10 protein-coding genes are annotated in these 13,401 nt (G+C 69.3%); 1 reads left to right on the plus strand and 9 read right to left on the minus strand.

Annotated features, from left to right (window positions below; genetic code table 11):
- Positions 1–57 precede the first annotated feature (57 nt).
- From AC1RU4_RS23275 to AC1RU4_RS23300, 6 genes are all read right to left on the minus strand, one after another.
- A complete protein-coding gene (locus AC1RU4_RS23275) occupies positions 58–414 on the minus strand; it encodes a carboxymuconolactone decarboxylase family protein (protein ID WP_492893706.1) in 357 nt (118 codons plus the stop codon).
- Positions 415–427: 13 nt separating this feature from the next.
- Positions 428–1,213 (minus strand): glucose 1-dehydrogenase, encoded by a 786-nt coding sequence (locus AC1RU4_RS23280; protein ID WP_492893708.1) that lies wholly within the window; start codon positions 1,211–1,213, stop codon positions 428–430.
- A gap of 61 nt (positions 1,214–1,274) precedes the next feature.
- On the minus strand, positions 1,275–2,390 hold the full coding sequence (locus AC1RU4_RS23285; RefSeq protein WP_492893710.1) for an acetoin dehydrogenase dihydrolipoyllysine-residue acetyltransferase subunit: 1,116 nt from the start codon (positions 2,388–2,390) through the stop codon (positions 1,275–1,277).
- Between the two features lie 11 nt (positions 2,391–2,401).
- Positions 2,402–3,421, minus strand: a complete 1,020-nt coding sequence (locus AC1RU4_RS23290; protein WP_492893712.1) for an alpha-ketoacid dehydrogenase subunit beta — start codon at positions 3,419–3,421, stop codon at positions 2,402–2,404.
- A 28-nt stretch (positions 3,422–3,449) separates the two neighbouring features.
- Entirely contained in the window at positions 3,450–4,433 is a 984-nt protein-coding gene (locus AC1RU4_RS23295; RefSeq protein WP_492893714.1) for a thiamine pyrophosphate-dependent dehydrogenase E1 component subunit alpha, read from the minus strand.
- 27 nt (positions 4,434–4,460) lie between these two features.
- Positions 4,461–5,519: an ATP-NAD kinase family protein gene (locus AC1RU4_RS23300; protein WP_492893716.1), complete on the minus strand. Its 1,059-nt coding sequence runs from the start codon at positions 5,517–5,519 to the stop codon at positions 4,461–4,463.
- Positions 5,520–5,855: 336 nt separating this feature from the next.
- Between AC1RU4_RS23300 and AC1RU4_RS23305 the strand changes: the two genes are divergently transcribed.
- Positions 5,856–7,826, plus strand: a complete 1,971-nt coding sequence (locus tag AC1RU4_RS23305; RefSeq protein ID WP_492893718.1) for a sigma-54-dependent Fis family transcriptional regulator — start codon at positions 5,856–5,858, stop codon at positions 7,824–7,826.
- 105 nt (positions 7,827–7,931) lie between these two features.
- Here the strand turns inward: AC1RU4_RS23305 and AC1RU4_RS23310 are convergent, their stop codons facing one another.
- Genes AC1RU4_RS23310 through AC1RU4_RS23320 form a run of 3 tightly spaced genes read right to left on the minus strand, consistent with a single transcriptional unit; the run spans position 7,932 to position 13,290 of the window.
- Positions 7,932–11,111 (minus strand): efflux RND transporter permease subunit, encoded by a 3,180-nt coding sequence (locus AC1RU4_RS23310; RefSeq protein WP_492893720.1) that lies wholly within the window; start codon positions 11,109–11,111, stop codon positions 7,932–7,934.
- A gap of 44 nt (positions 11,112–11,155) precedes the next feature.
- On the minus strand, positions 11,156–12,448 hold the full coding sequence (locus AC1RU4_RS23315; RefSeq protein WP_492893722.1) for an efflux RND transporter periplasmic adaptor subunit: 1,293 nt from the start codon (positions 12,446–12,448) through the stop codon (positions 11,156–11,158).
- A gap of 17 nt (positions 12,449–12,465) precedes the next feature.
- Positions 12,466–13,290 (minus strand): alpha/beta hydrolase, encoded by an 825-nt coding sequence (locus AC1RU4_RS23320; RefSeq protein WP_492893724.1) that lies wholly within the window; start codon positions 13,288–13,290, stop codon positions 12,466–12,468.
- Between the last annotated feature and the right edge of the window lie 111 nt (positions 13,291–13,401).

Below are 13,401 nucleotides of genomic sequence, written 5' to 3' on the forward strand. Positions count from 1 at the left end.
GCCGCGGGATGGGATGGGGCGGGGCGGACGGGGCCGCCGGGACGAGCAAGCTGGCGCTCACGAAACGCCGGTGTCGGAGGCGTCGAACGCCTCCAGCGCCCGGCCGGCATAGACGGCCGCGGGGCCGCCTCCCATTTCGATCGACACTGCCAGTATCTCGGCGAGCTCCGCGCGGCCGGCACCATGGCCCTTCGCATTGGCGACGTGGAACAGGATGCAGTCGCCGCAGCCCTGATGGACGGCGATGGCGACGGCGACCAGTTCCTTGAACTTAGCCGGCAATGTACCGGCCCTGGACGCCTCCGTCATCAGCGAGCGGAAGGCGCCCATGGTCTGCGGCGCCGCCTTGGCGAGGGCGCCGAAGCGCTGGTTCATCTCTTTCAGCTGCTGCGGCAGGTTTTCCGACGATGCCATGTTCCACGCTCCCTCAGATGAACACCATGCCGCCATCGACCATCAGCGACTGGCCGGTCATGAAATCGGAATCGGACGAGGCAAGGAAACGCGCGACGCCGACGAGATCGTCCGGCCGCGAGGCGCGGCCGAGCACCGCGCCGGCGGCGAACGTATCGAAAGCCTCGTTTTCCCTGCGGGTCAGGCCGCTGTCGCGGAACCCCCTGTCGATCGTGTCCCACATCGGGGTGGCGACCACGCCGGGGCAGAAGGCATTGGCGGTGATGCCCTCCTTGCCGAAGGCGCGGGCGGCGGCCTGCGTCATCGCCGCCACCGCGAATTTGCTGGCGCAGTAATGGGCCAGCGGCTCGTAGCCCTGCTTGGCGGCGATCGAGGCGGTGTTGACGATCTTGCCGCCGCCGCCCTGCCGGCGGAAGGTCTTGATCGCCTCCTGCATGCCGATCAGCACGCCGAGCGCGTTGACGTCGGTGACGAGGCGCCAGTCCTCCTCGGTGATGTCGAGGAACGGCCGGGTCTGGGCGACGCCGGCATTGTTGAAGATGACGTCGAGCCGGCCGAAGGCCTCGACCGCGGCGTCGATCGTCGCCCGTATCTGGCTGCGTTCGCGCACGTCGACCGCCACCGCGATGGCGGTGCCGCCGGCGGCGCAAATGTCCTCCGCCACCTTGTCGGCGGCGGCCTGCGACAGGTCGGCCACCGTGATGCGGGCACCGTCGGCGGCGAGCGCCCTGGCGATGGCGGCGCCGATGCCGCCGGCCGCGCCGGTGATGACGATGCTCTTATCCCTAAGATCGGGCATGATTCCTCCTTGGCCGTCCGTTCGTGCGGCGACCTTCATTGTCCAGGTATCGGGCGGCGCCTCAGGCCTTGACGTGCTCGAGCACCAGCTCGTTGACGCGGCCGGCCTTTTCCATCTGCACCATGTGGCCGGCTTCGCCGATCACTTCGGCCCTGGCCTTGTCGCCGAGCGCCGCGGCATGCGCGGCGGGGATCACCCGGTCGCTCTCGCCCCAGATGACCAGCATCGGCACGTTCGACGCCTGCAGCGCCCCGGCGAGCACTGCGCTCTGGCGGCCGCCGGCGAACAGCGCGCCGGCGAGCGCGCGCAAGGCCTCGTCGACCCCGTCCAGCCGCTTGTATTTCAACAGGTCGTCGACCAACTGGCGGGTGACGGTCGCGGGGTCGTGGAACAGCTGCTCCAGGACCGGCTTCAGGTCGCGCCGCGAGGAGGCGGCGACGAAACCGTCGGTGTAGCCGTCGTTGATCTCCGCTCCGAGACCCGCCGAGCCGATCAGCGTGACCGACGCGACGCGGCCCGGCGCATCGAGCGCCGTTTGCGCAGCAATCGCCCCGCCCATGGAATGGCCGACGAGATGCGCGGCCTCCAGGCCGAGCGCGTCCATGAAGCCGAGCAGCGCCGCCGACAGGCCCTTGAGGCTCGGGTCCTTCACCGCCTTGTCGGACTGTCCGTGCCCCGGCAGGTCGAGCGCATAGACGGTGCCAGCCTCGGCCAGCGCGTCGATGTTGAACAGCCAGTTGTCGAGATCGCCGCCGAAGCCGTGCACGAGGAGAATGGTTCGCCCGCCTTCGCCGCGCCGGGCATAGCGCAGCCGCCCGGCCGGGGTGTCGACGAATTCGTAACGCGGCCCGGCGTCCTCCTCCTCGCCTTCCGCCGCCGCCTGGGTGGCATATTCGGCGACATAGGCGTCGATCTCGGCGTCCGGCACGTCGTCCCCGGCGATGACGCCGATCAGCGCCTTCACCGGATAGACCGTGTCCGGCGCGCCGAGCACCCGGCGCAGCACGCCGGCCTCGTTGGCCTCCACCACGCCGGCGATCTTGTCGGTCTCGACCTCGACGATCTCGTCGCCCACCGCGACCGTGGTGCCGGCTGGCTTGAGCCAGCCGGTCACCTTGCCCTCCGACATCGACAGGCCCCATTTCGGCATGACGATCGGCTTGATGCGTTCGTTCATTACAGGCTCCTTCACGCGGCCAGTGCGCGGGCGGTGGTCTTGGCGACCGCGGCGGCGATGGCATCCGCCGAGGGGATGTAGAGGTCCTCCAGCACCGGGGAGAACGGTACCGGCGTATGCGGGGCGGTCACCATCTGCGGTGCGGCCTTCAGCGCCCCGAAGGCGTGCTGCGCCACATAGGCGGCGACGTCGGCGGCGATGGAGCAGCGCGGATTGGCCTCGTCGACCACGACAAGGCGGCCGGTGTTCTCGACGCTCTCGATCACCGTGTCCCAGTCGATCGGCGAGAGGGTGCGCAGGTCGATCACCTCCGCCTGCACGCCGCTCTTGGCCAGCTTCTCGGCGGCGTCGAGCGCGCGATGCACGGTCAGGCCGTAGCTGACGATGGTCACGTCCTTGCCGTCGCGAACGATGTTGGCCTCGCCGAAGGGGATGGCATAGGATTCTTCCGGCACGTCGCATTCGAGCCCGTAGAGGTTCTTGTGCTCGCAGAAGATCACCGGGTCGTCGTCGCGGATCGACTGGATCAGCAGGCCCTTGGCGTCATAGGCGTTGGAGGGGCACACCACCTTCAGCCCCGGCACGTGGGTGAACATCGGGGTGAGCATCTGCGAGTGCTGGGCGGCGGCGCGGAAGCCGGCGCCGACCATGGCGCGGATGACCACCGGGGTCTTGGCCTTGCCGCCGAACATGTACTTGAACTTGGCGGCCTGGTTGAGGATCTGGTCGAAGCACACGCCCATGAAATCGAGGAACATGAGCTCGGCCACCGGGCGCATGCCGCAGGCGGCCGCGCCGATGGCGGCGCCGATATAGGCGCTTTCCGACAGCGGCGTGTCGATCAGCCGGCCGCCATGCTTGGCGTGCAGGCCCTTGGTGACGCCGAGCACGCCGCCCCAGGCGTCGATCTCGCCCGGCGCGCCGGAGCCGCCGACGATATCCTCGCCGAGCACGATGACGGTGGGGTCGCGGCGCATCTCCAGGTCCAGCGCCTCGTTGATCGCCTGTTTGAAGCTGATCTTGCGGGCCATGTCGTTTCCTCCGGTTTTTTCTGATGGGTCAGTAGGCGACGTAGACGTCGGTCAGCAGCTCGCGCGCGGTGGGCAGCGGCGCGCCCTTGGCGCTCTCCACCGCCTCGTCGATGAGGGCGGCGACCTCGCGGTCGACCAGCGCGATCTCCGCCTCGCCGACCACCCCGGCCGAGGTGACGCGGCTGGCGAAGAGCTTCAGGCAGTCGCGATTGGCGCGGTTGAAGTCGTTCTCGCCCTTGGCCTTGTAGGTCTGGGCGTCGCCCTCGAAATGGCCGAAGAAGCGGATGGTCTTGCATTCGAGCAGCGCCGGCCCACCCCCCTCGCGCGCCCGGCGGATGATCTCGCCGGCGGCCTCGTACACCGCGAAGAAATCGGTGCCGTCGACGGTGACGCCCGGCAGGCCGAAGCCGGAGGCGCGGTCGACATAGGAATCCACCGCGGTGGCGTAGTCGACCGAGGTGGCTTCCGCGTAGCCGTTATTCTCGACGACGAAGATCACCGGCAGGTTCCAGACGGCGGCGAGGTTCATGCTTTCCAGCACCGTGCCCTGGTTGGAGGCGCCGTCGCCGAAGAAGGTGATGCCGACCCCGCCATCGCCGCGGAACTTGGCGGCGAGCCCGGCGCCGCAGATCAGCGGCGCGCCGGCGCCGAGAATGCCGTTGGCGCCCATCATGCCCTTGGACAGGTCGGCAATGTGCATGGAGCCGCCCTTGCCGCGGCAGGCGCCGGTCGCCTTGCCGTAGATCTCCGCCATCATCTCGTGGACATCGACGCCCTTGGCGATGCAGTGGCCGTGGCCGCGATGGGTGGAGGCGATGCGGTCGATGTCGGTGAGGTGCATCATGATGCCGGCCGCGCAGGCCTCCTCGCCGGCATAGAGATGCACGAAGCCGGGAATGTCGCCCTTGGCGAACTCCACATGCAGCCGCTCCTCGAATTCGCGGATGGTGCGCATAGTGCGGTAGGCGGCGAGCAGTTCGTCGCGGGAGAGGGGGAAGGGGTTGTTGGTCATGGCGTTCGGCTCCTCCTTGGTGGCTCGTTATGGGTGGGCGTGTTCGAGCGCCCGGCTCAGCAGCAGGCCGCGTCGGGCGGCAAAGCGCATCGCCGCCCCGACATCGACGGTGCGGAAGGCGCGGTCGACGAGGGTGATCGCCACCTCCTGATGCGGGTCGAAGAACAGCTCGCGCTCGCCGTCGAGGGCGACGGATCCGGCGGCGAGCGCCGGGCGGAACACGGCGCCGGCCGGCATGCGGCGCCAGCTCTCGATGCCGACGGCCTCGACGAGGCCGGGGGCGATGGGCGCCCGCACGCGCATCGGCGCCGACGAGGCCGGGGTGAGGATGACGGCGAGGCCGCCGGGCTCGGCGCGGGTCACCGGCTCGACGAGGCCGGCAATGGCGGCCATGCCGATCACTTCCGGGTCGGCGAAGGCGACATAGAGCTCGCGGAAGGTCTCGGTGCGCCACAGCGCGCGGGCGCCGACGAAGCGGTCGGTGACGATGGCGACATCCACCAGCGCGATCTCCGGCGTGCCGCCGTCGAGGCTGACCTCCAGCTTCTTGTTGTCGGCGAAGGCGATGCGCGGCGGCACCAGCCCCATGGCGGCCAGCCCGGTGGCGAGCCCGGTGATGGTGGGCTCGCGATGCTCGGGAAAGGCATTGTTGGTGCCGGTGGAGATGCCGGCGATGGGCACCGCGCCGCATTCGCCGACCACCGCGCGGTGGGTGCCGTCGCCGCCGAGCACGATGATCGCCGCCACGTCGCCGGCCGCCGCCATCATGCGGGCAGCGAGGCGGGTGTCCTCCACCGTGCCGGTCACCTTCATGTCGAGGAAGCGCAGGCGCGGAAACCGCGTCTCGCCGGCCGGCGCCCCGGTCTGGCTGCGCGAGCGCTCCATGCCGCGCAGCACATGGCCGCCGATGCCGCCGCGTTCCGGCATCATCAGAACCTCCTCCACCCCGCAGGCGGCGAGGGCGGCCAGAGCCCGCAGCACGATATTGGCGCGGTCGGCGATCTGCACGCTGTTGGCGCTGGCGACGACGCGGCGTATGTCCCGCGCCGAAATCGGATTGGCGATAATGCCGACCTTCGGCGACATGCAGGCACCCCTCCCCGGGCAGCTCTGTTTTTGGCGGCTTGTTCTTGGGCGGTTTGTTTTGGGCGGCTTATTGTTGCCCTCTCCTGCGCAAGCCGCGGGCCAAGTCGCATTTTCCAGCTAAGTCGTTGATCCCGTTGATCGGGTCATCCGCCACCCGCGCCGGCGACCTGCGGCGTGGGCGCCGCAGGTGTGGCGGGCGGCGCAACAGTTGTGGCGCCCGTCTGACGCAGAGGAAGGCCCCGTCCCGCGCGGTACTCGCGGACGCGGTGCTTGCGGGAACCGGCGAACAGGGTGACACTCCGCTCAAAAATAAGACCGGCTTCCGGGAGGATGCCCATGCGACACGATCAGGCCGCGCACATCGACGAGCTTGTGCGGGCGGCGAACGGCCATGCGACGCGACGCGACGCCATCATCCAGGATTCCTGGCGGCGCTGCGTGAGCGAGCACAATCTCGATCCGGTGGTGCTGCGCGATCCGCGCATCCTGACGCAGGCGCGGCTGCGCGAGCACAAGGACGCGATGGACGAGTTCCTGCACACCGCCCGCTTCGGCGTCGAGACGCTGTACCGGCAGGTGGCGGGGCTCGGCTACGTGCTGCTGCTCACCGATGCCAAGGGCATCACCGTCGACTTCATCGGCGACCCCACCTTCGACAACAACCTGATGCGCGCCGGGCTCTATCTCGGTGCCGACTGGAACGAGCAGCATGCCGGTACCTGCGCGGTCGGCACCTGCATCGCCACCGGCGAGGCGCTGGTGGTGCACCAGACCGACCATTTCGATGCCACGCATATCCCGCTGACCTGCACGGCGGCGCCGGTCTTCGATCCGTTCGGCGACCTCGCCGCGGTGCTGGACATCTCGGCCCTGCGCTCGCCGGGACCGAAGGAGAGCCAGTTCCTGGCGCTGCAATGCGTGAAATCCTTCACGCACAAGATCGAGACCGCCAATCTCATCAACCGGTTCCGGCGCGAATGGATCATCAAGCTCGCCACGTCGCCGGAATTCGCCGATGTCGAGCCGGCGCACGTGCTGGCGGTGGACGGCTCGGGACGCATCCTCGGCTTCAATTCCATGGCCCGCGAACTGCTGCGGCGTGAAAGCGGGCGACGGGGCGACCGGCGGCCGCTGGTCGGACGGCCGCTGTCGGAGTTCTTCGACCTCACCGTCGACGACCTGCCGCGTTTCGCCCATTCCCGCCCGGCGACGCAGCGCATGGTCCGGCTCGCCGTCAGCGACCTGCCGCTCTTCGCCCAGACCATGCCGCCGCCGGCAAGGCCCGGCGCCCGCGCCTCCGAAGCCGCCGCGCCGGCGCTGCCGAAGCCGCTGCAGGCGCTGTTCCGCGACGACCCGACCATGCAGCTCGTGGCGGCGCGGGCGGCCAAGCTGGTCAATACCCAGATGAGCCTGCTGATCTCGGGCGAGACCGGCTGCGGCAAGGAGCATCTGGCCAAGGCGGTGCATGCCGCCAGCGGCCGCGCCGGCAAGCCGTTCATCGCCGTCAATTGCGCGGCGCTGCCGGAAACGCTGATCGAGGGCGAATTGTTCGGCTACGAGCCCGGCGCCTTCACCGGCGCCACCGCCAAGGGCAAGAAGGGCCTGGTCATCGAGGCGGACGGCGGCACGCTGTTCCTCGACGAGATCGGCGACATGCCGCTGACGCTGCAGACGCGGCTGCTGCGGGTGCTGGCCGAGCGCGAGGTGACGCCGCTCGGCCGCTCGAAGCCGATCCCGGTGAATATCCGCGTCATCGCCGCCACCCATCGCGACCTCGTGGCCGAGGTGCGGGCGGGGCGCTTCCGCGAGGATCTGTATTTCCGGCTGAGCGGCGCCGTGCTCACCCTGCCGGCGCTGCGGCAGAGGACGGATCTCGACTGGCTGATCGACCGGCTCCTGGCCGGGCGCATCCACCCGTCGGGGGAGCGCTTCGAGCTGTCCGACGAGGCGCTGCGGGTGTTCGCGTCCTATTCCTGGCCCGGCAATATCCGCGAGCTGATCAACGCCCTCGACTATGCCAGCGCCGTGGCCAATGGCTGGGTGATCCGGCTGGAGGACCTGCCCGACCGCCTGCGCTGCATCGCGCCCGATGCCCACGACCCGGCCGGGAGGATCGGCGGTTCCGCGCTCGCCGCCGGTTCCGCGGCGGTGACCGGCCGCGAGCAGCTGATCGCCGCGCTGGCCGCGCGCGCATGGAACGTGTCCGCCACCGCGCGCGATCTCGGCCTCGACCGCACCACGGTGCATCGGCGCATGCGGCGCCTCAACATCATCCCGCCCTGGCTGGACGAGCGGCCGGTCCACTGAGGGCTGTCCGGCTGCCGATGAGGGGCCGGTTGGAAAGCTCGGAAACCCGGACGCCGAGGGGGCAACCGGCACGCGGGCCTTTTCTTTCCAACCGGCCGCGAGGGCTCATTCCGCCGGATGAGCGGCGGGATGGGCCTCGCCGTGCTGGCGCAGCGCGCGGTTGCCCGCGAGCCGGCGCAGCAGCACATAGAAGACGGGCGTGAGGAACAGCCCGAAGAAGGTTACGCCGATCATGCCGGCGAACACCGCGACGCCCATGGCGTGCCGCATCTCGGCGCCGGCGCCGGTGGAGAGCACCAGCGGCAGCACGCCCATGATGAAGGCGAAGGACGTCATCAGGATCGGCCGCAAGCGCAGCCGGCTCGCCTCGATCGCCGCCTCGACGGGCGTGCGCCCGGCGAATTCGAGCTCGCGGGCGAACTCGACGATCAGGATCGCGTTCTTCGCCGACAGGCCCACCAGCACCACCAGCCCGATCTGGGTGAAGATGTTGTTGTCGCCGCCGCCGAGCCAGACGCCGAACAGGGCGGCGAGCAGGCCCATCGGCACGATCATGATGATCGCGATCGGCAGCGTCAGGCTCTCGTACTGGGCGGCCAGCACCAGGAACACCAGCAGCAGGGCGAGCGGGAACACCAGCACCGCCGAATTGCCGGCGAGGATTTCCTGATAGGTGAGGTCGGTCCATTCATAGTCGAAGCCCGGCGGCAGCACCTCCGCGGCGATGCGCTTCGCGGCGTCCTGCGCCTGCCCCGAGGAGAAGCCCGGAGCCGGCGAGGCGTTGATGTCGGCGGTGAGGAAGCCGTTATAGCGCATGGCGCGTTCCGGCCCGGCGGTGGTCTCCACCTTCAGCACGGCGGCGAGCGGGATCATCTCGCCGCTGTTCGAGCGCACCTTCAGCTTGCCGATATCCTCGGGACGGGCGCGATAAGGCGCGTCGGCCTGGACACGGACCGAGTAGGTGCGGCCGAACTTGTTGAAGTCGTTGACATAGAGCGAGCCGAGATAGACCTGCAGCGTCTCGAACACCGACTGGATCGGCACGCCGAGCTGGCGCGCCTTGGTGCGGTCGACATCGGCGAAGATCTGCGGGACGTTGATCTGGTAGGTGGTGAACTGGCCGACCAGCTCCGGCGCCGCCATGGCCTTGGCCATGAAGGCGTTGGTGACGTCGTTCAGCGCCTCGTAGCCGCGTCCCGCCCGGTCCTCGATCTGCAGCTTGAAGCCGCCGACCACGCCGAGGCCCTGCACCGGCGGCGGCGGGAACATGGCGATGAACGCGTCCTTGATCACCCCGTATTTCTGGTTCAGCGACATGGCGATGGCGCCGGCGCTGAGCGAGGGGTCCTTACGCTCCTCGAAGGGCTTCAGCACCGAGAACACGATGCCGGCATTGGAGGAGTTGGAGAAGCCGGCGATGGACAGGCCGGGGAAGGCGACGGCGCTTTCCACGCCCGGCTCGGCGAGGGTGATCTCGCTCATGCGGCGGATGACGTCCTCGGTGCGGTCCAGCGTGGCGCCGTCGGGCAGCTGGGCGAAGCCGACCAGATACTGCTTGTCCTGCGCCGGCACGAAGCCGCCCGGCACCGCCTGGAACAGCCACCAGGTGGCGCCCAGCATGGCGGCGTAGAACACCATCACCACGCTCTTGCGGGTGAGGGTGCCGCGCACGCCGCGCGAATAGCCGTTGGCCCCGCGCGAGAACACCCAGTTGAAGCCGCGGAAGAACCAGCCGAACAGCGCGTTGATCACCCGTTGCAGCGGGTCCGGCGGCGCGTGGTGGCCCTTCAGCAGCAGGGCGGCGAGGGCCGGCGACAGGGTGAGCGAGTTCACCGCCGAGATGACGGTGGAGATGGCGACGGTGAGCGCGAACTGGCGGTAGAACTGGCCGCTGAGCCCGGTGATGAAGGCGAGCGGCACGAAGACCGCGACCAGCACCAGCGCGATGGCGATGATCGGGCCGGAGACTTCCGACATGGCCTTGTAGGAGGCCTCGCGCGGCGACAGGCCTTCCTCGATGTTGCGCTCGACATTCTCCACCACCACGATGGCGTCGTCGACGACGATGCCGATGGCGAGCACGAGGCCGAACAGGCTGAGCGCGTTGATCGAGAAGCCGGCGATATACATCACCGCGAAGGTGCCGACGATGGAGACCGGGACCGCCAGCAGCGGAATGATGGAGGCGCGCCAGGTCTGCAGGAACACCACGACGACGATGACGACCAGCAGCACCGCCTCGAACAGCGTGTGCACCACCGCCTCGATCGAGGCGTCGACGAAGCGGGTGGTGTCGTAGACGATGGCGTAGTCGACGCCGTCCGGCATCGTCTTCTTGACCTCCTCCATGGTCGCGCGGACGTTCTGGGCGATCTCCAGCGCGTTGGAGCCGGGCGCCTGGAAGACGCCGATGCCGACCGCCGGCTTGTTGTCGAGCAGCGAGCGCAGCGCGTAGTCGGCGGCGCCGAGCTCGGTGCGGGCGATGTCGCGCAGGCGCACCACCTGGCCGTCGGCGCCGGTCTTCACCACGATGTCGCCGAACTCCTCCTCGTTCTCCAGCCGCCCCTGGGCGTTGATGGAGAGCTGGAGGTCGACGCCGGGCGCCGACGGCGAGGCGCCGACCGTGCCGGCGGCGGCCTGGATGTTCTGGGCGCGGATCTCGTTGACCACGTCGCCGGCCGAGAGGCCGTGCTCGGCGATCTTCTGCGGGTCGAGCCAGACCCGCATCGAGTAGTCGCCGGCGCCGAAAAGGTCGATCTGGCCGACGCCGGGAATGCGCGCCAGCCGGTCCTTGACGTTCAGCACGCCGTAATTGCGGAGATAGGTGATGTCGTAGCGGTCGTTCGGCGAGAGGAGATGCACCACCATGATGAAGTTCGGCGAGCTCTTCGCCGTGGTGACGCCGAGGCTGCGGACTTCCTCCGGCAGGCGCGGCTCGGCCTGCCCGACCCGGTTCTGCACCAGCTGCGTCGCCTTGTCCGGGTCGGTGCCGAGCTTGAAGGTGACGGTGAGCGTCATCACGCCGTCCGTCGTCGCCTGGCTGGACATGTAGAGCATGTCCTCGACGCCGTTGATCTGCTCCTCGATGGGTGTGGCGACGGTGGCGGCGATGACCTTCGGGCTGGCGCCGGGATATTGCGCGCGCACGATGACCTGCGGTGGCACCACCTCGGGATATTCCGAGATCGGCATGACGCGCAGGGCCAGAAGGCCGACGACGAAGATGAGCACCGACAGCACGCCGGCGAAGATCGGCCGGTCGATGAAGAATTTGGACAGATTCATGGTGTCCTCCCCCCAGGAGGCCGGCAAAAGCGAGGCTCAGCGCCTCAGCGTGCGGCGACGGCGGTGGCGGAATCCGCGGCCTTCACGGCGGAGGCGGTTTCCATGGGAACGATTTCAGGTGCGAGCAGCGCGCCGGGGCGCACCCGCTGCAGGCCGTTGACGACGACGCGCTCGCCTTCCTTCAGCCCGCTGGCGACGACGCGCAGCCCTTCGGTCGGCGCGCCCAGCTTGACCTCGCGATAGGCGGCCTTGCTGTCGGCATCGACCACGAAGACGAATTTCTTGTCCTGGTCGGTGCCGATGGCGCGCTCGTTGATCACCAGCTCGGGCTCGGTCTTGGCGCGGCCCATCTTCACGCGGGCGAACTGGCCGGGAACAAGGCGTCCGTCCGGGTTGTCGAACACCGCGCGCAGGCGGAACGTGCCGGTCGCCGCATCGACCTGATTGTCGACCAGCTGGAGATGGCCGCGCACCGGCTGGCCGCCGGTGGTGGCGGTGGTGATCTCCACCGGGATGCGGTCGATCTGGCCGAGCACGTCGCCGCTGCCGATCGAGGCGAGCGCCTGGCTGACCGCGTCCTCGTCGGCATCGAAGCCGACATAGATCGGATCGACCGACACCAGCGTGGTGAGCACCGGCGAGGTGGGGCCGGCGACCACGAGGTTGCCGACCGTCACGTTGATCCGGCCGATGCGCCCGTCCACCGGCGCGCGGACCTCGGTATAGTTGAGGTCGAGCTTGGCGGTCTGCACCGCGGCCTCGGCCGCGCGGAGATTGGCTTCGGCGGCGCGGGAGGTGTTGGTGCGCTGATCGAGGTCGCGAACCGAGACGACCCTGTTGTCGACCAGCTGCTTGCCGCGATCGAGTTCGTTCTTGGCGTACTCGACCTGTGCCACGGCGGCCTCGCGCAGCGCTTCGGAATGGTTCAGCGTGGCGACGAAGGGCTCGGGATCGATCGTGACCAGGAGGTCGCCCTCCTTGACCAGCGCGCCCTCGCGGAAATGCACCGCCTTCACCGCGCCGGCGACACGCGGACGGACATCGACCCGCTCCACCGCCTGGAGGCGGCCGGAGAAGCCGTCCCATTTCATGGTCTCGCGGGTCTTCAGCACCGCGACCGACACCGGGGTGCCCGGCGCCGCCTGGGCGGCGGGAGCGGGATCGGCGGCGCGCACGGCGTCGCTCGGCCAGGCGAACAGGCCCGCCGCGCCGGCCAGCAGAAGGGCGGCGGTGGCGGCAAGGCCGGCGTTCCGCCGAGCACGGGCGGGGGATGCGGTGGTTGCGGCGAGATGTCCGTCGTTGCCGGCGGCATCGGTGCGAGCGATATCGTTGCTCATGAGCGGTCTCCGGGCCCTCAGGCCTGAACGGTGCGAAGAAGGGGGGCGGAACGTTCCGCCAAAAACGCGGTGAACAGGCGCGCCAGCTCCGTCGCCCAGGGCGGCGAGCTGGCAAATGCAAGATCGACGCCTTCGAGCCAGTCGGTCGGGCCGGCGAGCACATGGGCTTGCACGGCGACGCCGCAGGCTTCGAGGCGGCGGGAATAGGCCAGCGTCTCGTCATGCATCGGACAGTCGTCCGAGGTGATGATCAGCGCCGGTGCGAGATCGCCCAACCGGCGCGAGCCCAGGGGCGCGGCATAGGGGTGGGCGGCCTTGTCGGCCGACCCGAGATAGTCGTGCCAGCCATCCGCCCATCGGCAGCCGACCGGCCCGCCCTCGGCCGCTCGGACCGATTTCGACGCCAGGCTGGGGTCGAGCATGGGCGAGATGAGGATCTGCCCGGCGACCGGTGGGCGGTGCTGGTCGCGCGCCATCAGCGTCAGCGCGGCGGCAATGTTGGCGCCGGCTTCCTCGCCCGCCACGAACAGCCGCGCCCCGCGCCCCGCCCATTTCGCGCGCTGCCGGTAGAGCAGATCGAGCGCGGCGTAGGAGATGTTGAGGGCGGCGGGGAAGGGGTGTTCCGGGGCGAGCGGATAGTCTGCCGAGACCACCACCGCGCCGGCATCCGCCAGCGCCCGGCACAGATGCCGGCTGCAATCGAGGTCGCCGCAGGTGAACGTCCCGCCATGCAGGTGCAGCACGATCGACGTGGCCCGCAGCGGCGTGGACGGACGGTAGACGCGGACGGGCAGCAGCGTCCCGTCCAGATCCAGCCTGTCTTCCGTCTCGTCTGCCGACATGGGAGCCACCTTCGAGGCGCGGGTGATGCCATGCCACCCGGTTTCACCATATTGCGATGCAGCGAAATCTAGGCGCGTGCCAGTCGCGAAAAAATAGGTGAAAATGGATTT

This window comes from Ancylobacter sp. GW821-FHT10E12, from assembly GCF_058809335.1.